Here is a 22394-nt window from a genome sequence, read left to right as displayed (position 1 = left end):
CTGCCACCTAGACCTGCGTCTACGTGGCAGTACTGCGCCCAGGGTGGGCACGACGTGAGGCGTCCGGCGACCGGGCCAGCCGGGTGAGGGCCAGCCGGGGGAGGCCCCGGTCATGGGATCTGGAACATCCGGTCCGGCAGGTCCGTGATGAGCATGTGGCCGGGGGCGTGGCTGATCGCCAGCGGCGGCCGGGACTCCATGACCGCCGCCTGCGGGGTCACCCCGCACGCCCAGAACACCGGCAGGTGCCCGTCGGGGACCTCGACGGCGTCGCCGAAGTCCGGCGCGGACAGGTCCTGGATGCCCAGGGCGGCCGGATCGCCCACGTGCACCGGGGCCCCGTGCACGGCGGGGTAGCGGGAGGTGATCCGCACGGCGTCGGCCACCCGGTCCGCGGGGATCGGGCGCATGGACACCACGAGCGGCCCGGAGAGCCGCCCGGCCGGCTCGCACCGCCGCGTGGTGCGGTACATCGGCACGTTCACGCCGGCGTCCTGGTGGGCCATGCGGATGCCCTCGGCCACGAGCGCCGACTCGAACGTGAACGAGCAGCCGATCAGGAAGGTCACCAGGTCGTCCCGCCACACGTGGGTCACGTCCGTGGGCCGCTCGACCTCCACGCCGTCCCGGTACACCACGTACTGCGGGGCGTCCGTGCGGACGTCCCCGGCCAGGGCCGGACCGGACACCTGGCCGGCCTCCAGCACCCCGAGCAGCGGCAGGGCCTTGGGGTTGCGCTGGGCGAAGAGCAGGACGTCGAACGCGGACTCCTGAGGCACGATCATCAGGTTCGCCTGGGCGCAGCCGTCGGCGATCCCGGCGGTGGGACGCACCAGCCCGGCACGGAAGCGCTCGCGCGCCTCGGCCGGGCCGGTGGACCCCGTCAGGGGCGAGGTCATGCTCAGGCGCCCGTGAAGAGCGCGATCATCGGGCCGATCGCACGGACGGCGATGAACACGGAGAGCAGCCACGCGAGCACACCCACCACGATCAGCCACGTGGGGTAGCGGTAGCCGCCCAGCAGGTCGCGGCGGAAGGCGGCCACGATCAGCAGCACGGCGAAGCCGACGGGCAGGATCAGCGCGTTGAAGGCGCCCGCGAACACCAGCAGGGTGGTCGGGGCCTGGCGCAGCACCAGGTACAGCACGGCGCACACCACGATGAACGCCACGGTGAGCATGTTGCGGGTGCGGGCAGACGTCGTCGATGTCGTGATGAAGGAGACGGAGGTGTAGGACGCGCCGATCACCGAGGTGAGCGCGGCGGCCCAGAAGACCACGCCGAACATGCGCAGGCCGACCTCGCCGGCGGCGGCCTGGAAGGCGTTCGCGGCCTGGTTGGTGGTGCCCAGGTCCGCGCCGGAGGCGACGACGCCGAGGATCGCCAGGAACAGCAGCGCGCGCATCAGGCCGGTCACCAGGATGGAGGCGACGGAGCTGGTGGTGATCTGCTGGACGTCGTCGACGCCCTTCACGCCGGAGTCGACCATGCGGTGCGCGCCGGCGTAGGTGATGTAGCCGCCCACGGTGCCGCCCACCAGGGTGGCCAGAGCCAGGAACATGGCCGAGTCCAGGTTGCCGACGTTGACCGACTGCACGAGGGCGTCGCCCACCGGGGGCCTCGAGACGACCGCCACGTAGACCATCAGGCCGATCATCACGGCGCCGAGGAGCACGACGATGCGGTCCAGGGCCGCGCCGGCCCGCTTGGACAGGAAGATCGCGATGGCGATCAACGCGGAGACCGCGCCGCCGATCAGGGCGTCGGCGCCGAGCATGGCGTTCAGGCCCAGGCCCGTACCGGCGATGTTGCCGATGTTGAACACCATGCCGCCGATGAACACGAGGCCCGCCAGCAGCCAGCCCAGGCCGGGCACCAGGCGGTTGGCCAGCTCCTGGGCGCGCAGGCCGGCGACGCCGATCACGCGCCACACGTTCATCTGGACGGCGATGTCGATGACGATCGAGACCAGGATCGCGAGCGCGAACGCGGCGCCCAGCTGGATCGTGAACGTCGAGGTCTGGGTGATGAAGCCGGGGCCGATCGCGGAGGTCGCCATGAGGAACATGGCGCCGAGGAGGGCGGTCCGGCGGCTCGTGGAGGAGGCGTCGCGGCCGGGGCCCTCGGCGGGGGGCGAGGACGGCTGCGCGGAGTCAGCGTGGGACATGGGGAGATCACCTTCCGGCGGGGGCGCCGTACGAGGTGACGGGCGTCACGAGGCGCACAGGGCACAGTAGCGCTTGTTCAACAATCAGGGCAATACTGTTCAACGTCAGGAGGGGTTGAGGGTCGCCTCACCTTCGTGGCGGGTCCCCCGGAGGGCGGCGCAGGATGAGCGCATGTCCTCCTCAGCCCCGGTCCCCGCCCCCCTGTCCGACCCTGTCGAGCCTCACTCCTCCTCCGGCCTCAACGCCCGCCTGAACTGGCTGCGCGCCGGCGTGCTCGGGGCCAATGACGGCATCGTCTCCGTCGCCGCCACCGTGGTCGGCGTGGCCGGCGCCACCACAGCCGTGACCCCCGTCCTGCTCGCGGGCACGGCCGCCGTCGTCGGCGGCGCCGTGTCCATGGCCCTGGGGGAGTACGTCTCCGTGTCCTCCTCCTCCGACTCGCAGAAGGCGCTGATCGCCACGGAGCGTGGTGAGCTCGCGGAGGACCCCGAGGGCGAGCTGGAGGAGCTCACCGCGCTCTATCAGGCCGAGGGGCTCTCCCGCCCCACGGCCGAGACCGTGGCCCGGGAGCTCACGGCCAAGGACGCGCTCGGGGCCCACCTGCGCATGGAGCTCGGCATGGACGAGGAGGACGTGGTGAGCCCGTGGGCGGCCGCCGGCGCCTCCTTCGCCGCGTTCCTCGCGGGCGCGCTCCTGCCGTTCCTGGCGATCCTGCTCGCCCCAGTGGAGGTGCGGGTGCCCGTCACCTTCGGCGTGACCCTGGTCGCGCTCGCGATCACGGGCTACCTCGGGGCCTCCCTGGGGAACGCGCCGGCCGTGCGTGCCATGGTCCGTGTGGTGGTGGGCGGCGCCCTGGCGCTGGCCCTCACGTTCGGCGTCGGGAGCCTGCTGGGCACCGGCGTCGCCTGACCTCGCCGAGGCCGTCAGCGCGGCGCCGGCCCTCCGCCAGGGTGGGCGGGGTGGCGAGCGTCTCATCACGGAGTGTCCGCGTCGACTCGCGAACCCCGTGCTGACCTGCCACGATGTCGGGCATGAATCATGACGCTCGGACAGAGCAGGACCAGGAAGTGCAGCGCGGCAGCATTCCGCCGCCCGACATGGGGTCCCGTGAGGGCCTCGCGGGGCCGTGGAGTCCGTGGGGGAGTTCGTGGATCGCCGCCATCCAGGTGGCCAACGTCCTCACCTCCCGCATCGAGGCCGACATGCACCGCAGGGGAGGGGTCACGCCCTTCGAGTTCCAGCTGCTGGCCACGCTGCGTCGGCAGCCGGATGAGGTGCCCATGAGTCAGGTGGCCCACCTCGTGGACTCCTCCCTCTCCCGCCTCTCGCACGTGGTGCGCCGTCTCGAGGGGCGCGGCTGGGTCACCCGCCGCACCTCTCCGGACGATGCGCGCGTGACCCTCGTGGGGGTGACGCCGGAGGGACTGGTGCGCTTCGAGGCCGCCGAGGCCCCCTACCGCCGGCTCAGGGACGAGGCCTTCCTCGGGCATCTCACTCCAGAGGAGCATGCGGAGTACGCGCGTCTGAGCCTCAAGCTCCTGCGGGGGCTGCGCCCGGAGCACTGGTATGTGCAGTGGGTGGACCAGGGCCGCGAGTCCGACGTCCCGAGTTGATCGGCACCCTCCGCTCGCGTACCATGGAACGGCGCACGCGCGTCGTTCCCGTGCCCCTCGGCGTTTCGCCGGAGGGCTCGCGGGTCGGAAAGGCGACACGCTCCCGCAGACCGGATCCCGGCCGCGTCCTCACGGACCGGCCGGGGCTCACCGTCCACACCAGCGATCTGTAAGGCACTTCGGTTGGCTCTCACCCAGCCTGGTTCACCTTTTTCGAGAAGTCGCAGTAAGAGTGCGGTGCACACACCCGGGGCGGGGCTCACAGGCTGCCCGTGGAGGCCTCCGCGCGTCCACGGCATGCCGCCATGCGGGTTCCGCCCGTCCTTTTACTACTACTTGCCACGAGGAGTGATCATGGCAGCACATTGCCAGGTGACCGGGGCTGGGCCGGGTTTCGGCCACAGCATCTCCCACTCGCACCGCCGCACGAAGCGCCGGTTCGACCCGAACATCCAGAAGAAGACGTACTGGGTGCCCTCCCTGCGCCGCAACGTCACGCTGACGCTGTCCGCCAAGGGCATCAAGACCATCGACGTGCGCGGCATCGACGCGGTCGTCGCCGACCTCATCTCGAAGGGAGTGAAGCTCTGACATGGCCAAGGACAAGGACGTTCGTCCGATCATCAAGCTGAAGTCCACCGCCGGCACCGGGTTCACCTACGTGACCCGCAAGAACCGCCGCAACAACCCGGATCGCATCACTCTCAAGAAGTACGACCCGGTGGTCCGCAAGCACGTCGATTTCCGAGAGGAGCGCTGACATGGCCAAGAAGTCCATGATCGCCAAGAACGAGCAGCGCAAGGTCATCGTGGCCCGCAACGCCGAGAAGCGCGCCGAGCTCAAGAAGACCCTGGTCGACCCGAACGCGACCGACGAGGCCCGCGAGGCCGCCCGCGTGGGCCTGCAGAAGCTGCCCCGCGACGCCTCCCCGGTGCGCGTGCGCAACCGCGACGCCATCGACGGCCGTCCGCGCGGCACCTTCCAGCGCTTCGGCATCTCCCGTGTGCGCTTCCGCGAGATGGCGCACCGCGGCGAGCTGCCCGGCGTGACCAAGTCCTCCTGGTGACGACTCGCCCGCCTCGCGGGCGCTGACACCGGTCGACCGCACGGCCCCCTCCGAGAGATCGGAGGGGGCCGTCGTCGTCGTCCGAGGCGGACGCCGGCCGTATGGAAGGCTGAGAATTCGCGGAATCACGCGGAGGGGATGGGGCGCGTCGGGAGTGCAGGTGGTACGTTCGCACCTGGAAGTCCGGTCCGGCACCGGCCCGGACGCCTGTCACCGATGTCTTCAGGAAGGAACCATGGCCATGAACCGCAAGGAACTCGTCGCCGCCGTCGCTGAGCGCTCCGGCAACACCCAGTCCGCCGTGTCGGACGTGCTGGACGCCCTCCTCGAGTCGCTGTCCGCCCAGGTGAAGAAGGGCGAGAAGGTCTCCATCCCCGGCTGGCTGGCCGTGGAGCGCACCGAGCGCAAGGAGCGCACCGGCCGCAACCCCCGCACCGGCGAGGAGATCACCATCCCCGCGGGCTACTCCGTGAAGGTGACCGCCGGCTCCAAGCTCAAGGCCGCCGCCTCCGAGTGATCCGACTCCGGTCGGCCCCGGCCGTCCGTCCGCGCCTCGGGCGCTCCGCCTCCTGGTGAGGCGGGGCGCCCGTCGTCGTCCCCGGGGTCGGCGGCACGGGCGGGACGAGTAGACTGGCCTCCCGCAGGCGACGACGCCGATCCGCGTCCGTCCGCCGCCCGCCGAACCGAGGAGGAACGCATGGTCCCCATGACCCCGCCGCCCTCCCGCGCCCTGGCCGGGCCGGCCCGACTGGCTCGCGGCGTCGCCGGTGCCGCCGTGATGACGGTGCTCGCCGCGGCCTCCCACTCCGCGGCCGCCGGCGGCCCTCTGCCCCCGGTGGCCCTGATGGCCTTCGCCACGGTGCTGGCCGCGCCCGTGACCACCGCCCTGGCCGGACGCACCCTCTCCCCGTGGCGCACCCTCCTGGCCGTCCTGGCGGCGCAGGGGATCTTCCACTCGCTGTACGCCGTGGCTGGCGGGGCGCACACGGTGTACGTGGCCGCCGGGGTGGATCCCGCGCACGTGGGCCACCTCGCCGCGAACTCCGGTCCGGCCCTGGCCGTCAGCGCGAACGCCGCGGCGGTGCACGGGCACGGGGCCGGCATGTTGGCCGCGCACGCGGCGGCCGCGCTGCTGACGGCGGCGGTACTCCGTCACGGCGAGCGGGTCCTGGCCGCGGCGGCCGGGCAGGCCCTCGCGGCCGTGCCGGTGCTGCGCCTCCTCGCGTTCCTCCTCACCGGGCCCGCGGTCCCCGCGCGGCCCCTCCGTCTTCCGGCGCTGCGCGTCCTGCATCCCGTCGGTCCGCTGCTGGTCCTCGGCACCCCGGGTCGGCGCGGCCCGCCCGCCCTCGTCCTCGCGGCCTGACGCCCTCGGGCGCGGCCGTCCGCGCGCCCCCGCCCCAGCGACTCGGCCTGCCGGCATCCGCCGGACCGGGCCGGGGAGGATCCCATGCCCCAGCAGCACCCCCTGCACATCGCCCTGGCCGCCTGCGCCGCCACCGCGACGGTCGCGGCGGCGGCCGGCCCGGCCGCCGCTCACGACGAGCTGATCGAGGCCGTCCCCGCGGACGGCGCCGCCCTGACCGAGGCCCCGCAGACCGTGACCCTCACGTTCTCCGGCGAGCTGATCGACGGCCAGGGGATCCAGAGCCTCGTGCAGGTGACGGATGCCGCCGGCCATCAGTGGCAGGACGGCCCGGCCACCGTGGACGGGCCCGCCCTCACCGCGCCGCTGTGCGCGGACCTGCCCCGCGGGGAGTACGACGTGGCGTACCGCGTCGTCTACTCCGACGGGCACTCCGAGGAGCGCTCGCTCGAGTTCACGGTGGAGGACCCGCAGGCCCCGGCCCCGGGGACCGCTCCGTCCGGCTGCGGCGTGGCCGCCGCCGGCGCCCCGGCCGACGCCGCGACCGCGGATCCGAGCCCCGCGGTGGCCCCGGGTGCCGACGACGGCGACGCCGCCCCGGCTCCCTCCGGGGCGGCCGACCCGGCCACCACGGACGCCCAGGACGCGGCCGGGCCGGCCGTGCCCGGCTGGGTGTGGGCCGCGGGCCTGGCGGGCCTGGCCGTGATCGGCGTGGGGTTCGCCGCGCTGGGCCGCAAGGCGCGCGCCCTCGACCACCGCTGAGCGGCACTGCTCCGCTCCCTCTTCTGACACCGCGGGTCGCGGTCCCTTCCCGGTGCAGGCCCTCGACGGGCCGCGCCGCCCACCGCCCCGCCCCTGCGGACAAAGGACACACACCATGACCACCCAGAACACCCTCCTGTCTCCGCGCCGTCTGTCCCTCGCCGCCGTGCTGGCGGCCGGCGCCCTCGGCCTCACCGCGTGCGCCGGGGCCGGCGAGTCCGCGCCGGTCTCAGCGGCCTCGAGCGCGGTCTCGTCCGCCGCCTCGGCGGCCTCCTCCGCGGCCGCGTCGTCGTCGGCTGAGCCCACCGGCGCTGACGCGTCCTCCGAGGCCGCGGACGAGGCCCCCCTGACCATGACGGACCCGTGGACCAAGGCGACGGACGGCGAGATGACCGGCTCGTTCGGGGTCCTCGAGAACACCTCGGACCAGGACGTGCGCGTCGTGTCCGTGACCTCCTCGCTCACCGACCGCGTGGAGCTGCACGAGATGGTGCCGGACGAGGACGGCCAGATGCTCATGCAGCAGGCCCCGGACGGCTTCACCGTGCCGGCCGGCGAGACCCTCGAGCTGGCCCCCGGCGGCAACCACGTGATGCTGATGGGGCTGACCGAGCCGGTCCAGCCCGGCGACGAGGTCACCTACACCCTCGAGACCGAGGACGGGGACGTCGTCGAGATCACCTCGGGGGCCCGCCCGTTCACCGGCGCCAACGAGTCCTACCACGGCGGCGAGGCCTCCGACGCCATGGAGGGTGACCATGGGGACCACTGACCCCGACCCGGCACACGACCGGACCCAGGGCACGCCGGCGGGGAGCGATCCCGACGGCGGTGACCCCGCCGCCGGGCCCTCGCGCCGCGGCCTCCTGTTCGGCCTCGGCGCGGCCGGCGGCGGGCTGCTCGGCAGGGCGCTCGGCTACGGGGCGGGGGCCGCGCAGGCGGCCCCCGCCCCGGGCGGGCCCGCCCCCTCCTCCGACCCCTCGCCGTCCGGCGTCATGGAGGACACGGGGATCGAGGGGGAGGTCGGCCGGGCCGGCTGGGCCGAGCCCGGCGGAGAGGCCTCCCGCGTGGCCGTCAGCTCGCCCGTGGGCACGGACACGGTGCCGTTCTTCGGGCCCCGTCAGGCCGGGATCGACACGCCCGCGCAGACCCACGCCGTGTTCCTCGCCCTGGACCTGCGTCCGGAGACGGACCGGGAGCGGATCGAGGCCCTGCTGCGCCTGCTCACCGACGACGCCGCCCGCCTCACCCAGGGGCGCGCCACGCTCGCGGACACCGAGCCCGAGCTCGCCGCCGCGCCCGCCCGGCTCACCGTGACGTTCGGGTTCGGCCCGGAGCTCGTGGCCCGGGTGGCCCCGGATCGTGCCCCGGACTGGCTGGGCCCGCTGCCGGCGTTCCAGCCGATCGACGCGCTCGAGGACCGCTGGTCCCACGGGGACCTGCTCCTGCAGATCTGCGGCGACGACCGGATCTCCGTGGCCCACGCCCGGCGGATGCTGGGCAAGGTGGCCCGGCCCTTCGCCGGGGTGCGCTGGGTGCAGGAGGGCTTCCGTGCCGCGCGCGGCGCCCACCCCACCGGCACCACCATGCGCAACCTGTTCGGCCAGGTGGACGGCACCGCCAACCCCCAGGCCGGATCGCCGGCGCTCGAGCGGATCGTGTGGGGCGCGGGACCGGAGGCCGAGGCCGCCGGCATCTCGCCCTGGATCGCGGACGGCGCCTCCCTGGTGATCCGCCGGATCGACATGGTGATGGACACGTGGGACGAGCTGGACCGCCCCGCGAAGGAGAAGGTGATCGGCCGGCGCCTGGGCTCGGGCGCGCCCCTGACGGGCGAGCACGAGAACGACGCCCCGGACTTCTCCGCGAAGGGCCCCACGGGCCTGCCCGTCATCTCGGACATCTCCCACCTGCGCCGGGCCCGCATGGACACCCCCGAGTACGGGATGCTCCGCCGGAGCTACAACTACAACTACGACGACGGCGCGGGCGCCTCCGGCACGGGCGCAGGCCTGATCTTCGCCGCCTTCCAGGCGGACGTGGACCGGCAGTTCGTGCCCGTCCAGACCCGGCTCGCCGAGTCCGACCACCTGAACATCTGGACCCGCCCGGTGGGCTCCGCGGTGTTCGCCGTCCCGTCCGGCTGCGCCGAGGGCGGCTTCGTGCGCGAGGCCCTCTTCGCCTGACCCCGCCCGGGGCGCCGTCAGAGCGCCCCGGGTCCCGCCCCCGCGATGGGAGAATGGACCCCATGCCCGCCACCTCCGTCACGACCCCGCGCCCCGGGCGCGGCGCCGCCACCCCGTCCACCCCGAGCGGCTCCCGGACCGACGTGCGCCGCGGCGTGCCCCGGGCGGTGGGCGTAGCGGCCGCCGTCGTCGGCGTGCTGGCGCTGGTCATGGCGGCATGGGTGACGGGGATCGTCGCCCCCCGGACCCTGTCCGACCCGGGCGCGCTCACGCGCTGGGGCGTGCCCGTGGGCAAGGCCGTCAACAACACCGCGATGGCCATGACCATCGGCGCGCTGATCTTCGCCGCCGGCATCCTGCCCCCGCACGCGGCCGGCACCGAGCGCTGGCACCAGTCGAAGCGCGAGCGGGAGCAGGCCGCGCGGGACGAAGAGGTGCTGCCCGAGCACCCCGCGTTCCGCCGGACCATGCAGGTCGCCGCCGTGGCCGCGGGCGTGTGGACGCTCGCGGCGATGGCGGTCGGCGTCCTGTCCTACTCGGACCTGGCCGGCATCCCCGTGACGGCGGGGCCCGAGTTCACCGCGGGCCTGATGGCCTACACGCTCGACATCTCCGTGGGGCAGGCCTGGTTCTGGGTGACCGTGGTGGCGGCCGTGGTCACCACGCTGGTGATCGCCGTGCGCTCCCACACCGGCCTGTTCTGGACGGGCATCCTGGCCATGCTGGGCCTGGTCCCCCTCGCGCTGATCGGCCACGCGGCCGGCGGGGACGACCACTTCGGCGCCGTCAACTCGATCGGCCTGCACCTGCTCGGCGTGGTCGTGTGGGTCGGCGGGCTGCTCGTGCTCGTGGCGGTCTCCGACACCCTCGTGGGCCCCAACGGCGCCCAGGGCCGCGGCGCCACCCAGCGCCGCCAGGGGCCGGCACCGCTGCTGCACACCGCGCTCAGCCGGTACTCCGTCCTCGCCGGCCTCGGCCTGGTGACGGTCGCGCTGTCCGGGCTGGTGAACGCGTCCGTCCGCATGGACGACCCGGCCCAGCTGCTCAGCCCGTACGGCCTCCTCGTGCTCGCCAAGGCCGGCGCGGTGCTGCTCCTCGGCGGCATCGGACTGCTGCACCGCCGCTGGATCATCCCGCGCTTGGCGGGGACCGCTGCGCCGGCCGGGGCGGGCGCCCGGACCCCGGTCGAGGAAAGCCCGGCCCCCGCGCGCCGTCTGCTGTGGCAGCTGATCGCAGGGGAGGCCCTGGTCATGGCGGCGGTGATGGGCGTGTCCTCCGTCCTGGCCCGCACGGCCCCGCCCGTGCCCGAGGAGCTCGCCCCGGACGCCACCCCCGCCCGCATCCTCACCGGCTACGACCTGCCCCCCGAGCTCACGGGCGTCCGCTGGATCACCTCGTGGCGCTTCGACTGGCTGTGGGTGGCGATCGTGGCGTTCCTGGCCCTCTGGTATGTGCGCTCCGCGTGGCGGCTGCACCGCCGCGGGGACGGCTGGCCCGTGGCCCGGACCGTGTCCTGGCTGGGCGGTCTCGCCCTGCTCACCTGGGCCACGTCCGGCGCCCCCGCGGTGTACGGCATGGTGCTGTTCAGCGCCCACATGGTGGGGCACATGGTCCTCACCATGATCATCCCGCTGTTCCTGGTGATGGGCGCGCCGATCACGTTGGCCCTGCGCGCCCTGCCCGCCCGCACGGACGGCACCCGCGGCCCCCGCGAGTGGATCCTGTGGATCGTGCACTCCCCGTGGAGCGCGTTCATCACGCACCCGATCGTGGCGGGCGTGAACTTCGCCGGCTCGATCCTGGTGTTCTACTACACGGACTTCTTCCGGTTCTCGCTCGAGTACCACCTGGGCCACGAGTTCATGAACGTCCACTTCCTGCTCACCGGCTTCATCTTCGCCACCGTCATGGTGGGCGTCGATCCGCTGCCCAGCCGGCCCGCCTACCCGCTGCGGCTGGTGCTGCTGCTGGCCACCATGGTCTTCCACGCCTTCATCGGTGTCGCCATGACCGGATCCACCGGACTGCTGCAGGCCTCCTGGTTCGGCAACCTCGGCCGGGAGTGGGGCCCCTCCGCGCTGGAGGACCAGCGGATCGGCGGCGCCGTCATGTGGGGCATCGGCGAGTTCCCCACGGTGCTCATGGCGGTCACCGTGGCCGTCCTCTGGTACCGCAGCGACCGCAAGGCGGCCGTCCGCCTGGACCGCAAGGCGGACCGCGACGGCGACGCCGAGCTGCACCGCTGGAACGAGATGTACGCCGCCATGAACCACCCGACCGCCGCCGCCCAGGAGGCCCACCGTGACCATGACCGCTGACGCCCGCGTCCCTGCCCGCGCCCCCGGTCGGCCGGACCACCCGCACCGTCGTGACCGGGCCCGGGCGAGGGTCCTCGTGGTGGCGGCCGGCGTCGCCGTGCTGACCCTGGCCGGCTGCTCCGCCCAGGAGGAGCCGGCGGGGGCGCAGCAGGCGGGGACGCCGTCGTCGGCCGCCGGCCTCCCGGGCGCGCTCGAGCTGGGCGACCGGCCGGACCAGGTCCGCGCCGAGGCCGCCGCCGCGCGCGCGGCCACGTTCGGCTTCACTCGGCAGGGCGCGGCCTCCGCGCCGGAGGTGGAGCGGGCCCGGCAGGACGCCCGCTCCCGCGCCACGGACGGCGGGCGGATCGAGGTGCAGCCGGCCGCGTGCAAGGCGCCGCTGGCCGCCCTGGACTTCTCACCGATCCTGCTGGACCAGGAGGAGGTCACGCGCGTGGACGTCGGCGCGGACACGTTCGCCGGCACGGGCACCGTGGAAGTCGCCGCGCTCGACGGCGAGGGGCGCTTGCGCGTGGAGGAGCACGTGCAGACCGTGGGCGCGCTGCTCGCCGACTGCGGCACCATGGAGGTCACCTCCCGGGAGGACGGCGAGACCGCCACGTACACCCTGCGGATGCGGGAGGCGGACCTCTCCGAGGGCACGCCCGCGCAGTCCGGGTACGTGTACACGCGCACGCCGCAGGGGCAGGTCGCGCCCGCCTCCGCGGCGCAGATCCTCACCGCCGTGGCCGGGGACCACGTGGTCATGGTGTCCTTCACGGGCCAGCCGCAGGCCGCCGAGCGCCAGTTCACCCTCATGGCCGAGGAGATGCTCGCCGCCGCCCTGCAGGCGCCGACCGCGGGCTGACGCCCCGGCCCGGGGGAGGGGACACCGTGTGACGCGCCCCGTCCGCCCGGAGCGGACCCGGCGGGCGGGTGCACCACAATGGACGGCATGACCGAGCAGCACACCCCCGCCGACGCCCCGACCGTGCCCCGCGCCGCCTCCCGCGTGCGCGCCTCCTCCCTCGTGGGGCGGCGATGGCTGAACACGGGCGGCCAGCAGGTCACTCTGGAGGACCTGCGCGGCAAGGTGGTGGTCCTGGACTTCTGGACGTTCTGCTGCATCAACTGCCTGCACGTGGCCGACGAGCTGCGCCCCCTCGAGGCCGAGTTCGAGGACGTGCTCGTGACCGTGGGCGTGCACTCGCCCAAGTTCGAGCACGAGGCGGACCCGGACGCCCTCGACGCCGCCGTGGAGCGGTACGAGATCGCCCACCCCGTCCTCGACGACCCGGAGCTGGCCACCTGGCAGGCCTACTCGGCCCGCGCATGGCCCACGCTCGTGGTGGTGGACCCGGAGGGGTACATCGTGGCGCACCTGTCCGGCGAGGGACACGTGGCCGGCCTGTACTCGCTGGTGCGGGAGCTCGTGGCCGAGCACGAGGCCAAGGGCACCCTGCACCGCGGCTCCGGCCCGTACGTCCCGCCGGCCCCCGTGGCCCGGGACCTGAAGTTCCCCGGCAAGGCGATCGCCCTGGGCGGCCGCGGCACCGAGCCCGGCTCCCTCCTCGTGGCGGACACCGGGCACCACCGGATCGTCGAGGTGGCCTCGGACCTGACCACCGTGCTGCGCGCCGTGGGCGGCGGGGACCCGGCGCAGGCGCCCGCGGACGCCGCCGGGCTCGCCCTCCCGACGCCGGGCACCCGCGGACACCGCGACGGCGGCCCGTCCGACGCCCTGTTCAGCGAGCCCAGCGGGCTCCTGCTGCTCCCGGAGGAGGTCGCGGCGGAGGTGGGGTACGACGTCGTCGTGGCGGACACCGTGAACCACCGCCTGCGCGGGCTGTCCCTGGCCACGGGCGAGGTGACCACCGTGGCCGGCAACGGCGTCCAGAAGCTGATCGACTCCGAGCGCGTGCGCGAGGCGGCACGGGAGGAGGAGGGCGTGGCCGTGGACCTCGCGGACATCGACGCCGATCCGCTCGCCGTGTCCCTCTCCTCCCCGTGGGACGTGGCGTGGGACGCCGCGGCCGGCCGCGTGGTGGTGGCCATGGCCGGCACGCACCAGCTGTTCTCCTTCGACCCCGTGGCCCGCGTGCTCGCCGTGTGGGCCGGCACCGGCCTCGAGGGGCTGACCGACGGCCCCGCCGACGAGGCGTGGTTCGCGCAGAGCTCGGGCCTGTCCTTCGACGCGGAGGGCACGCTGTGGGTCGCCGACTCCGAGACCTCGGCCGTGCGCCGCGTGCGCACCGGGGACGACGGCGCCCGGACCGTGGACACCGCCGTCGGCACGGGCCTGTTCGACTTCGGCCACGTGGACGGCGATCCGGCCCAGGCGCGCCTGCAGCACCCCCTCGGCGTCACCGCACTGCCGGACGGCTCCGTGCTGGTCGCGGACACGTACAACGGTGCGATCCGCCGGTACGCGCCCGAGGGGGCGGACGCGGCGGGCCGGCCCGCGCCGGCGTCGGTGTCCACTGTGGCCCGCGGGCTGGCCGAGCCGGCCGACGTGCTCGTGGAGCACGGCGAGGACGGCGCCCCGCAGGACATCGTGGTGGTGGAGACCAACGCGCACCGCCTCGTGCGGATCGCCGTGCCCCAGGAGTTCCTGACCGTGGACGAGGGCGCACGCCGGACCGCCCGCCCGAGCACGGACGTGGTGGCCGGAGAGCTCGAGCTGACCGTGGGCTTCGCCGCGCCGAGCGGCCAGAAGCTGGACGAACGCTGGGGCGACCCCACGCAGCTGAAGGTGTCCTCGTCGCCCGAGTCCCTGCTGCTGGACGGCGCGGGCACGTCCGTGGGCCTGCGGCGCGCGCTGCGGCTGGACCCGGACGTGACCGAGGGCGTCCTGCACATCACCGCCCGCGCTGCGGCCTGCGACGGCGAGCACGGGCGCCCGATCCCGGACAACGCCGCCTGTCACCTGTACCAGCAGGACTGGGGCATCCCGGTCCGCGTGCACGCTCCGGAGGCCGCTCCCGCCGGCGCGGAGACCCGTCTGGAGCTGGACCTGCGCGGGCTACACTGAGCCCGACCTCCCCGCGACGCCGATCCGAAGGACGCCCGACACCATGACCACCCTGATCGTGACCGCCTCCCATCACGGCTCCACCCGGGAGATCGCCGAACGCGTGGCCGAGGTGCTGCGCACCACGCAGCAGGTCGAGACCGTGGTGGAGGACGTCGCCGGCTCCGCCGCCTGGCTCGACACCGCCGACGCCGTGATCGTCGCCGCCCCGGTGTACGGCGGGAAGCTGGAGAAGTCCGCGAAGGCCTTCCTCGACTCGCGTCGCGCCGAGCTGGCCCGGAAGTCCCTCGTGATCCTCTACTCGGGCGCGGCCCCGCTGCCGGACCGCCGCCTCGCCGAGCAGCTGGCCACCTACGGCGCCCGCGACGTGCGGTACGTGCGGGGCGCGCTCGTGGAGGAGCGCCTCAGCGGCCTCGAGAAGCTGAAGATCACGCTGGTCAAGGGCCAGTACGGCGACTTCCGCGACTGGAACGCCATCGAGCACTGGGCCAAGGGCCTCGGCGGCCACGGCGTCTCCTGACCCCACCCCCCCCCGCGAAATCGCTGCGGGGGTCAGCGGAAGAGGCCGCCGAGCAGTCCGCCGCCGGAGCGGCGTCGGGTGCCGAAGACGCTGCGGACGACCTCGCGGCCGATCTGCGTGCCAGCCGACTTCATGAAGTTGCCCACGGCCTTCTCGAGGTCGCTCGGCTGCTCCGCCTTCCGGCGGGCGCGCTCCTCGCGCTCCTGCTCCCGCCGGCGGATCTCCTCGATGTCCCCGAGCTCCACCCCGGAGACCACGGTGCCGCCGTCGCGGGCGGAGCCGCCGATGGCCGGGGCCTGCGCCGCCTGCTCGGCGGGGGACGCCTGGGCGGCCAGCTTCTCGGCCGCCGACTCGCGCTCCTGCGCCGTGCCGTACTGGGCCATCAGCGGCGAGGCGGCCACGGCCGCCTGCATGGCCTCGGGCGCGGTGGGCTCCATGGCCGACTGCGGGGACCACATGCGGGTCAGCGCCACGGGGGTGGGGGCGCCGTCGGGGTCCATGACGGTCACCACCGCCTCGCCGACCTTGGCCGAGGTGAGCACCTCCTCGAGGTCGTACTCCGAGTTCGGGAAGGTCCGCACGGTGGCCTTGAGCGCCGTGGCGTCCTCCGGGGTGAAGGCGCGCAGGGCGTGCTGGACGCGGTTGGCCAGCTGGGCCAGCACGTCGCCGGGGACGTCCTTGGGGGTCTGGGTGACGAAGAACAGGCCCACGCCCTTGGACCGGATCAGGCGCACGGTGGTGGTGATGGACTCGAGGAACGCCTTCGACGCGCCGTCGAACAGCAGGTGCGCCTCGTCCAGGAAGAACACCAGCTTCGGCTTGTCCAGGTCGCCGGCCTCGGGCAGCTCGGCGAACAGGTCGGCGAGCAGCCAGATCATGAACGTGGAGAACAGCTGGGGCTTGGACTGCAGGGTCGGCAGCTCGAGGCAGGAGATCACGCCGCGGCCGTCGGGGGCCTGGCGCAGCAGCTCGGCGGTCTCGAACTCCGGAACCCCGAAGAACGCGTCCATGCCGGCGGCCTGCAGCCCGGTGACCTCGCGCAGGATCACGTTGGCCGTGGCCTTGGAGACACCGCCGAGGCCCTTCAGGTCCGCCTTGCCCTCGTCGCTGGTCAGGTGGGTGACCACGGCCTTGAGGTCCGCGAGGTCGTCCAGCGGCAGGCCCCGCTGGTCAGCCCAGTGCACCATCAGCTGCAGGCAGGACTCCTGCGTCTCGTTGAGCTCCATGATGCGGGAGAGCAGCAGCGGGCCGAACGAGTCCACGGTGGCGCGCACGGGGACGCCGACGCCGTCGCCGCCCAGGGCGTAGAACTCCACCGGGTACGCGGTGGGCTGCCACGGCATCCCGGTGGCCTGCGTGCGCGCGGTCAGCTTGTCCGAGGGCTCGCCCGCGGTGGCGAGGCCGGAGAGGTCACCCTTGACGTCGGCGAGGAACACGGGCACGCCGGCGGTGGAGAGCTGCTCGGCGATCATCTGCAGCGACTTGGTCTTGCCGGTGCCGGTGGCACCGGCGATCAGCCCGTGGCGGTTCATCATGGCCAGGGGAAGCCGGACGGGGGCGTCCGCATGGACCTGCCCGTCCACCACGGCCGCGCCGAGGGTGAGGGTGGCGCCGTCGAAGGTGTAGCCGGCGCGGATCGTGTCGAGGTGGGCGGTGTTCTCAGCCATGCGGCTCATCCTAGGGCCGGGGACGGGGCGCGGTCCCCGGCCCGGACGCGCCCCTCAGGCCAGCAGCAGCGCGACGGCGATCATCGCCGGGATCGCCACGATCGTGGTCACCAGGACGGTGTCCTTCGTGACGCGCTCCCCGGACCGGTAGCGCACGGCGGTCACGTACGTGTTCTGCGCGGTCGGCAGGGACGCGAGCACCACGGCCACGAACACCCCGCGCGCGTCCAGGCCGAACACGAACTGCGCCAGGAGCCACGCGATCAGCGGGTGCACCAGCAGCTTCACGGCGGCGGCCAGGAGGGTGTCCGCGCGCCGTCCGCCGGCCCGGGACAGCGGCACCGAGCCCACCAGGGACATGCCGAACGCCAGGAGCATGGCCGGGATGGACAGCCCCGCGATCAGCTCGACCGCCTCGTTCAGCGGGCCGGGCAGTGCCCATCCCGTGACGGAGAAGATCAGGCCGGCGAGCGCGCCCAGGATCATCGGGTTCAGCGCGGTCTGGCGCAGCTGGGCGAGCACGGGGTGGGCGCCGCGTACGCGGCGGGGCCGGCCGGCGTCGTCGTCCACCCGCGCCTCGCGCGCCGTGGACCAGTCGAGGACGGCCACGTAGAGCGGGGTGTACATGCCCAGCTGGAACATCAGCGCCGGTGCGGCCAGGGCCGGGTCCCCGAGGACGTACGTGGCGATCGGGATGCCGAGGTTGGCCGAGTTCACCAGCGACGCGCTGAGCCCGGACATCACCCGCTCGGACACGGGGCGCGGACGCAGCAGGGGGACGGACAGCGCCAGGAACAGCCCCGCCGCGAGCAGCGCGGACAGCGCCGCCACCCACAGCTGCGGGCCGAGCACCGTGAGCACATCCGCCCGCGAGAGCGTGACGAACAGGAGCGCGGGGCTGCCCACGAAGAACGCCGTCCGGGAGAGCACCACGCGCGCCTCCGCGCCCAGCACCTCCGACTTCCCGAGGCCGAAGCCCACCGCGATGATCACCCACACGATCGCGAACCCGGCGAGGACCTCGGACATGGCGGTGCCTCCTCGAGCGGACGGGGGTAGGTCCCTGCGAGCATACGCACGCCTGCGGTACCGTGACGCCCACGGCGTGCCCACCGCCGAGCGACCCCGCGGCCCAGCCCCGCGGACCCTCGCGAAGGGGAGCGGATCCTCGGGCCCGGCCGCCGCGCGCGGCCGGTGTCACCCGCGCACGTCCGCACGCGTCCGGGGGCACGACGACGTCGCCCCTCCGGTCCGGCACGGTCCCCGCGGCGCCCGGCGGCTGGGGAGGGCGCCCGGAAGGATCCCGAGATGACCGCCCACGCCGACCGCAAGCACCTCGTCCGCGCCCGCATGCAGCGCACGGGGGAGACCTACACCGCCGCCTCCGCCGCTCTGTGCGCCGAGTGGGAGGAGGCCGAGCGCTTCCATGCGAAGACCGTGCACACCTTCTTCGACGGCCCCCGGCTGCGCTCCATCCCCGCCCGCCGGAAGGCCCGCGTCAGCGTGCTCTTCGAGCTGCTGCGCGGCTTCCGCGCGGGCCGCGACTATCCGGAGCGCGAGGTCAACGAGATCCTCCGCCGCGCGCACGACGACGTCGCCTCGCTGCGGCGCGAGCTCGTGGACTACGGGCTCCTGGAGCGAGAGGCCGGCGTGTACCGCGTGCCGGAGGAGCCGCCGGGCCGGGACCTGCGGTTCACGGAGGACCTCCCCGCGGACCACGACCACCGGTTCCGCAGGACCGTCCGCGCGGGGGAGTGAGGGGCGGACGTCCTCCGGACGCACACGGGGCCGGACCTCTGGAAGGTCCGGCCCCGGCGTCGTTCGGTGGAGCGGGCGACGGGAATCGAACCCGCGTATCTTGCTTGGGAAGCAAGCGCTCTACCATTGAGCTACGCCCGCGCAACCGGTCCGCAGTGCGTCCGGCGCTCGCTCCACCCTACACCAGGCCGGCCTCCCGCGCCCGGCGATCGGCACGCTCGCGGGCCAGCGCGGCCCGGCGTCGCCCAAACCCGTCCGCCGAGCGGGTGAGCACGGGCCCGGCCACGGCCAGGATCAGCACGTACGCGGTGGCGAATGCGGAGACCTCGGGCGGCATGCTCCCGGAGGCCACGGCCAGGCCCGCGATCACGATGGAGAACTCGCCGCGGATGGTCAGCGCCGCCCCGGTGCGCCACCGACCGGCCACCCCGATCCCCGCGGCCCGCGCCGCGAGGTACCCGGTGAGCAGCTTCGTGGCGGCGGTGACCACGGCCAGCGCCAGCGCCCCGAGCAGGACGGGCGGCAGGGTGCGCGGATCCACATTCATCCCGAAGAGCACGAAGAACAGCGCCGCGAACATGTCCCGCAGCGGTTCCAGCACGGAGCGGGCCTGCTTGGCCGCGGCGCCCGAGACGGCGATCCCCAGCAGGAACGCCCCCACGCCGGCGGACACCTGCAGCGCGCCCGCCACGCCCGCCACCAGCAGCGCGAGGCCGAGGACCTTGAGCAGGAACGTCTCCTGGTCGGGGGAGTGCACCAGCCGGGAGATCTGCGGGCCGAAGCGCAGGGCGGTGAAGAGCACCGCCGTCACCACCACGAGGGCGATCCCCACCGCCTGCAGACCCGCCAGGATCGCGCTGCCGGCCACGAGCGCCGTCATCAGCGGCAGGTACACGGCCATGGCCAGGTCCTCGAACACGAGCACGGAGAGCATCACGGGGGTCTCGCGGTTGCCCACGCGGCCCAGGTCGTTGAGCACCTTGGCGATGATGCCGGAGGAGGAGATGTAGGTGATGCCGCCCAGGACGACGGCGCCCACCGCGCCCCAGCCCAGCAGCCAGCCCGCCACGGCGCCCGGGGTGAAGTTCAGGGCCACGTCCAGCAGGCCAGCGCGCCACGACCCCCGCAGCCCGGTCATCAGCTCGCGGGCCGAGTACTCCAGCCCGAGCGTGAGCAGCAGCAGGACCACGCCGATCTCCGCGGCCAGCGTGCTGAACTCGTCGATCGCCCCCACGGGGCTGTGCAGGTCCCCGGAGGCGTCCACGCCGGAGACCACGAGTCCGCCCACGCCGATCATCAGGCCGCCGAGCAGGTACAGGGGCACGGGGGACATGCCGATCCGGGCGGCCACGCGCCCGAGGATCCCGAGCAGGAGCAGGACCGCGCCGAGCTCGATCAGCGCGAGCGTGGTGCCGTGCATCCCCGTCTCCTTCCTCCTCCGGGCGGCCGGGCGGGACCGCCCCGGCACCGCGACTCACACGGCCAGCAGCTTCTCCGCCTGCCGCACGCCCTCGCCGGTGCCCACCACGATCACGAGGTCCCCGCCCTCGAGCAGGAAGTCCGGCCCGGGGGAGGGGTGGGTGACGCCGGCCCGCACCACGGCCACGATCGAGACCCCCGTGCGGGTGCGCATGCGGGTGGAGCCGAGCTCCTCGCCCGCGTAGGGGGACTCGTGCGGCAGGATCAGCTGCCGCGTGGTGATGCCGGGCAGCTCGGCGTGCTCGTCCTCGAGCTGGGCCACCAGGCGCGGCCCGGCCAGCAGGGCTCCCAGGCTGGCGGCCTCCTCCAGGGTGAGCGGGACGGACGCGGCGCACGCGTCCGGGTCGTCGCGGTCGGAGAGGATCAGGTCGGTCTGCCCGTCGCGGTGGGTGACCACGCCGATCCGGCGCCCGGCGGCGATGTCGAGTTCGCGGCGCACGCCGATCCCCGGCAGCGGGGTCTCGTTGAGGCTCATGCGGCACATCGTAGACGCGCCGATGCGCCGGTTCGCCCCGCCCGCCCCTGCGCTACCGTGATCCCGTGCTGCTCTCCGACCGCGACATCCGCGCCGAGCTGGCCTCCGGCCGCATCGGCCTCGACCCGCTCGAGACCTCGATGGTCCAGCCCGCGTCCGTGGACGTCCGACTGGACCGCTTCTTCCGGCTCTTCGACAACCACCGGTACGCGCACATCGACCCCGCGCAGGAGCAGGACGAGCTCACCCGCCTCGTGGAGGTCGACCCCGCCGAGCCGTTCATCCTGCACCCCGGCGAGTTCGTCCTCGGCTCCACGTACGAGCAGGTCACCCTGCCCGACGACGTCGCCGCGCGCCTCGAGGGCAAGTCCTCGCTCGGCCGGCTGGGCCTGCTGACCCACTCGACCGCCGGCTTCGTGGACCCGGGCTTCACCGGTCACGTCACCCTCGAGCTGTCCAACGTGGCCACGCTGCCGATCACGCTGTGGCCCGGCATGAAGATCGGCCAGCTGTGCTTCTTCCGGCTCTCCTCGCCCGCCGAGACCCCGTACGGGGCCGGGGGCAACAAGAACCGGTACCAGGACCAGCGCGGCCCCACCGCCTCCCGCTCGCACCGGGACTTCCACATCACCCGGATCGAGCGCTGACCATGGCGGCCGCCCGGCTGGGCCACCGCCGGCAGGTGGCGGCCTGGGCCCTGTGGGACTGGGGGTCCGCGGCGTTCAACGCGGTCATGGTGACGTTCGTGTTCGGCACCTACCTGGCCTCGGACGCCTTCGGGCCCGACGACCGGGGCACCGCGTGGCTGTCCGCGGCCAACGCGGCCGCCGGCGTCGTCGTGGCCCTCACCGCGCCCGCGATGGGGCGCCGCGCGGACGGGACGGGCCGGCGACGGCTCTGGCTCGGCCTCACCACCGCGGTGGTGATCGCGGCGACGGCCGCGTGCGTCCTCGTGGCGCCCGAGCCCGGACTGCTGTGGCTGGGGGTGAGCCTGATCGCCCTGGGCACCGTGGCGTTCGAGTTCGCCGAGGTGCACGTCAACGCGATCCTCGTGCAGATCTCGACGCCGGCCACGATCGGCCGCGTCTCCGGCATCGGCTGGGGCGCCGGGTACCTCGGCGGGATCGTGCTGCTGCTGCTCGTGTACATCGGGTTCGTGTCCGGCGACGCCCACTGGTTCGGCGTGCCGGAGGCCGACGCCTGGAACATCCGCGTGGTGGCCCTCGTGGCGGCGGCGTGGTTCCTGGTCTTCGCGATCCCGGTGCTCGTGGCGGTCCCCGAGCGGCCGCCCGCCCGCCGGGCGGACGACGCCGAGCGCCGCGAGTCGCTCCTCGAGTCCTACCGCGGCCTCGGGCGCACCCTGGCCCGCCTGTGGCGCGAGGACCGCGTCACCCTGCGGTTCCTGATGGCGTCCGCCGTGTTCCGGGACGGAGTGGGTGCCGTGTTCGTCTACGGAGCCATCCTCGGGACCACGCTCTACGGGATCGACGCGGCGGACGTCATCCTCTTCGCGATCGCGGCCAACGTGGTGGCGGCCCTCGGCGCGTTCGTCGGCGGCCGCCTGGACGACGCCCTCGGCCCCCGGCGGGTCATCCTCGTCTCCCTCGCCGCGATGGTGGCGGCCGCCGCAGGGCTCGCTCTGGCCTCCGGCCCGCGGGCCTTCTGGGTCGGCGGCCTCCTCCTGTGCCTGTTCGTGGGCCCCGTGCAGTCGGCCTCGCGGGCGTTCCTCGGCCGCCTCACCCGCCCGGAGACCGCCGGCGAGGCGTTCGGCCTCTATGCCACCACCGGGCGGGCGGTGGGGTTCATCACCCCGGGGCTCGTGGCGCTCGCGCTCGCGGCGGTCCCGGACAACCGCGTGGTGATCCCCGTGATCGCGCTGGTCCTCACGGTCGGCGGGCTGCTCCTGCTCCGTGTCCCGGAGCTGCCCCGGAAGGGCGGACCGGGAGCGGAGAGGGGGGTCATGCCTGGTCGGGTCGGCTAAGGTCAAGGGGACCCTCGCCCCCGCCGCCGT

At 74.2% G+C, this 22394-nt stretch carries 22 protein-coding genes, 1 tRNA gene and 1 pseudogene; 17 read left to right on the top strand and 7 right to left on the bottom strand.

The genetic code is table 11. The annotated features are described in order from the left end of the window. Window positions 1-110: 110 nt before the first annotated feature. Both MA879_RS06915 and MA879_RS06910 read right to left on the bottom strand, forming a co-directional pair. Window positions 111-899: a putative hydro-lyase gene (locus MA879_RS06915; RefSeq protein WP_248124386.1), complete on the bottom strand. Its 789-nt coding sequence runs from the start codon at window positions 897-899 to the stop codon at window positions 111-113. Window positions 900-901: 2 nt separating this feature from the next. Then, entirely contained in the window at window positions 902-2167 is a 1266-nt protein-coding gene (locus tag MA879_RS06910; RefSeq protein WP_248124385.1) for an NRAMP family divalent metal transporter, read from the bottom strand. A gap of 172 nt (window positions 2168-2339) precedes the next feature. On the opposite strand from MA879_RS06910, the gene MA879_RS06905 reads away from it, so the two are divergent. The 14 genes from MA879_RS06905 (at window position 2340) to MA879_RS06840 (ending at window position 15004) form a co-directional block, all read left to right on the top strand. Next, the gene (locus MA879_RS06905) at window positions 2340-3077 is read left to right on the top strand and encodes a VIT1/CCC1 transporter family protein (RefSeq protein ID WP_248124383.1); all 738 of its coding nucleotides are present in this window, start codon (window positions 2340-2342) and stop codon (window positions 3075-3077) included. Between the two features lie 188 nt (window positions 3078-3265). Further along, window positions 3266-3781: a MarR family winged helix-turn-helix transcriptional regulator gene (locus MA879_RS06900; RefSeq protein ID WP_248124380.1), complete on the top strand. Its 516-nt coding sequence runs from the start codon at window positions 3266-3268 to the stop codon at window positions 3779-3781. 354 nt (window positions 3782-4135) lie between these two features. Further along, window positions 4136-4372 (top strand): 50S ribosomal protein L28, encoded by a 237-nt coding sequence (gene rpmB, locus MA879_RS06895; protein WP_135029921.1) that lies wholly within the window; start codon window positions 4136-4138, stop codon window positions 4370-4372. Between the two features lies 1 nt (window position 4373). Continuing rightward, window positions 4374-4541 (top strand): 50S ribosomal protein L33, encoded by a 168-nt coding sequence (rpmG, locus tag MA879_RS06890; protein WP_002858336.1) that lies wholly within the window; start codon window positions 4374-4376, stop codon window positions 4539-4541. Between the two features lies 1 nt (window position 4542). Continuing rightward, window positions 4543-4848, top strand: coding sequence for a 30S ribosomal protein S14 (gene rpsN, locus MA879_RS06885; RefSeq protein WP_248124377.1), 306 nt, complete (start codon window positions 4543-4545; stop codon window positions 4846-4848). A 235-nt stretch (window positions 4849-5083) separates the two neighbouring features. Further along, window positions 5084-5365, top strand: coding sequence for an HU family DNA-binding protein (locus tag MA879_RS06880; protein WP_248124376.1), 282 nt, complete (start codon window positions 5084-5086; stop codon window positions 5363-5365). Between the two features lie 180 nt (window positions 5366-5545). Beyond that, entirely contained in the window at window positions 5546-6211 is a 666-nt protein-coding gene (locus tag MA879_RS06875; RefSeq protein ID WP_248124375.1) for a hypothetical protein, read from the top strand. An 84-nt stretch (window positions 6212-6295) separates the two neighbouring features. Further along, complete coding sequence (locus MA879_RS06870) at window positions 6296-6973, top strand: copper resistance CopC family protein (RefSeq protein ID WP_248124373.1); 678 nt, start codon at window positions 6296-6298, stop codon at window positions 6971-6973. A gap of 115 nt (window positions 6974-7088) precedes the next feature. Then, window positions 7089-7745 (top strand): copper chaperone PCu(A)C, encoded by a 657-nt coding sequence (locus MA879_RS06865; protein ID WP_248124372.1) that lies wholly within the window; start codon window positions 7089-7091, stop codon window positions 7743-7745. Beyond that, the gene (locus MA879_RS06860; protein ID WP_248124369.1) at window positions 7732-9159 is read left to right on the top strand and encodes a Dyp-type peroxidase; all 1428 of its coding nucleotides are present in this window, start codon (window positions 7732-7734) and stop codon (window positions 9157-9159) included. The genes MA879_RS06865 and MA879_RS06860 overlap by 14 nt, the downstream gene beginning before the upstream one ends. A 53-nt stretch (window positions 9160-9212) precedes the next feature. Beyond that, window positions 9213-11477 (top strand): bifunctional copper resistance protein CopD/cytochrome c oxidase assembly protein, encoded by a 2265-nt coding sequence (locus tag MA879_RS06855; protein WP_418001226.1) that lies wholly within the window; start codon window positions 9213-9215, stop codon window positions 11475-11477. Continuing rightward, the gene (locus tag MA879_RS06850; RefSeq protein WP_248124451.1) at window positions 11467-12321 is read left to right on the top strand and encodes a hypothetical protein; all 855 of its coding nucleotides are present in this window, start codon (window positions 11467-11469) and stop codon (window positions 12319-12321) included. The genes MA879_RS06855 and MA879_RS06850 overlap by 11 nt, the downstream gene beginning before the upstream one ends. An 87-nt stretch (window positions 12322-12408) precedes the next feature. Continuing rightward, window positions 12409-14484: an NHL domain-containing thioredoxin family protein gene (locus MA879_RS06845; protein WP_248124363.1), complete on the top strand. Its 2076-nt coding sequence runs from the start codon at window positions 12409-12411 to the stop codon at window positions 14482-14484. A gap of 43 nt (window positions 14485-14527) precedes the next feature. Further along, the gene (locus MA879_RS06840; RefSeq protein ID WP_248124359.1) at window positions 14528-15004 is read left to right on the top strand and encodes a flavodoxin domain-containing protein; all 477 of its coding nucleotides are present in this window, start codon (window positions 14528-14530) and stop codon (window positions 15002-15004) included. Between the two features lie 32 nt (window positions 15005-15036). Here MA879_RS06840 and MA879_RS06835 read toward each other — a convergent pair whose 3' ends face one another. Both MA879_RS06835 and MA879_RS06830 read right to left on the bottom strand, forming a co-directional pair. Beyond that, complete coding sequence (locus MA879_RS06835) at window positions 15037-16671, bottom strand: helicase HerA-like domain-containing protein (RefSeq protein ID WP_248124358.1); 1635 nt, start codon at window positions 16669-16671, stop codon at window positions 15037-15039. 54 nt (window positions 16672-16725) lie between these two features. Beyond that, the gene (locus MA879_RS06830) at window positions 16726-17700 is read right to left on the bottom strand and encodes an AEC family transporter (protein ID WP_248124357.1); all 975 of its coding nucleotides are present in this window, start codon (window positions 17698-17700) and stop codon (window positions 16726-16728) included. A gap of 279 nt (window positions 17701-17979) precedes the next feature. Between MA879_RS06830 and MA879_RS06825 the strand changes: the two genes are divergently transcribed. Next, the gene (locus tag MA879_RS06825) at window positions 17980-18429 is read left to right on the top strand and encodes a DUF2087 domain-containing protein (RefSeq protein WP_248124355.1); all 450 of its coding nucleotides are present in this window, start codon (window positions 17980-17982) and stop codon (window positions 18427-18429) included. A 67-nt stretch (window positions 18430-18496) separates the two neighbouring features. Here the strand turns inward: MA879_RS06825 and MA879_RS06820 are convergent. From MA879_RS06820 to MA879_RS06810, 3 genes are all read right to left on the bottom strand, one after another. Beyond that, window positions 18497-18570, bottom strand: a tRNA-Gly gene (locus tag MA879_RS06820). Window positions 18571-18607: 37 nt separating this feature from the next. Next, entirely contained in the window at window positions 18608-19849 is a 1242-nt protein-coding gene (locus MA879_RS06815; protein WP_248124353.1) for a cation:proton antiporter, read from the bottom strand. Between the two features lie 54 nt (window positions 19850-19903). Beyond that, on the bottom strand, window positions 19904-20383 hold the full coding sequence (locus MA879_RS06810; RefSeq protein WP_248124351.1) for a cation:proton antiporter regulatory subunit: 480 nt from the start codon (window positions 20381-20383) through the stop codon (window positions 19904-19906). A gap of 65 nt (window positions 20384-20448) precedes the next feature. On the opposite strand from MA879_RS06810, the gene dcd reads away from it, so the two are divergent. Together dcd and MA879_RS06795 are read left to right on the top strand one after the other, a co-directional pair. Then, window positions 20449-21030 (top strand): dCTP deaminase, encoded by a 582-nt coding sequence (gene dcd / locus MA879_RS06805; protein ID WP_248124349.1) that lies wholly within the window; start codon window positions 20449-20451, stop codon window positions 21028-21030. Continuing rightward, a pseudogene (locus MA879_RS06795) lies at window positions 20961-22364 on the top strand (MFS transporter); the annotation flags it as partial. The gene dcd and the pseudogene MA879_RS06795, both read left to right, overlap by 70 nt. Window positions 22365-22394: the final 30 nt, after the last annotated feature.

Source organism: Micrococcus lacusdianchii (genome assembly GCF_023155805.1).
Lineage (GTDB): Bacteria > Actinomycetota > Actinomycetes > Actinomycetales > Micrococcaceae > Micrococcus > Micrococcus lacusdianchii.
The sequence above is the reverse complement of the archived record's forward strand: the minus strand, read 5'-3'. Positions and strand labels throughout refer to the sequence as shown.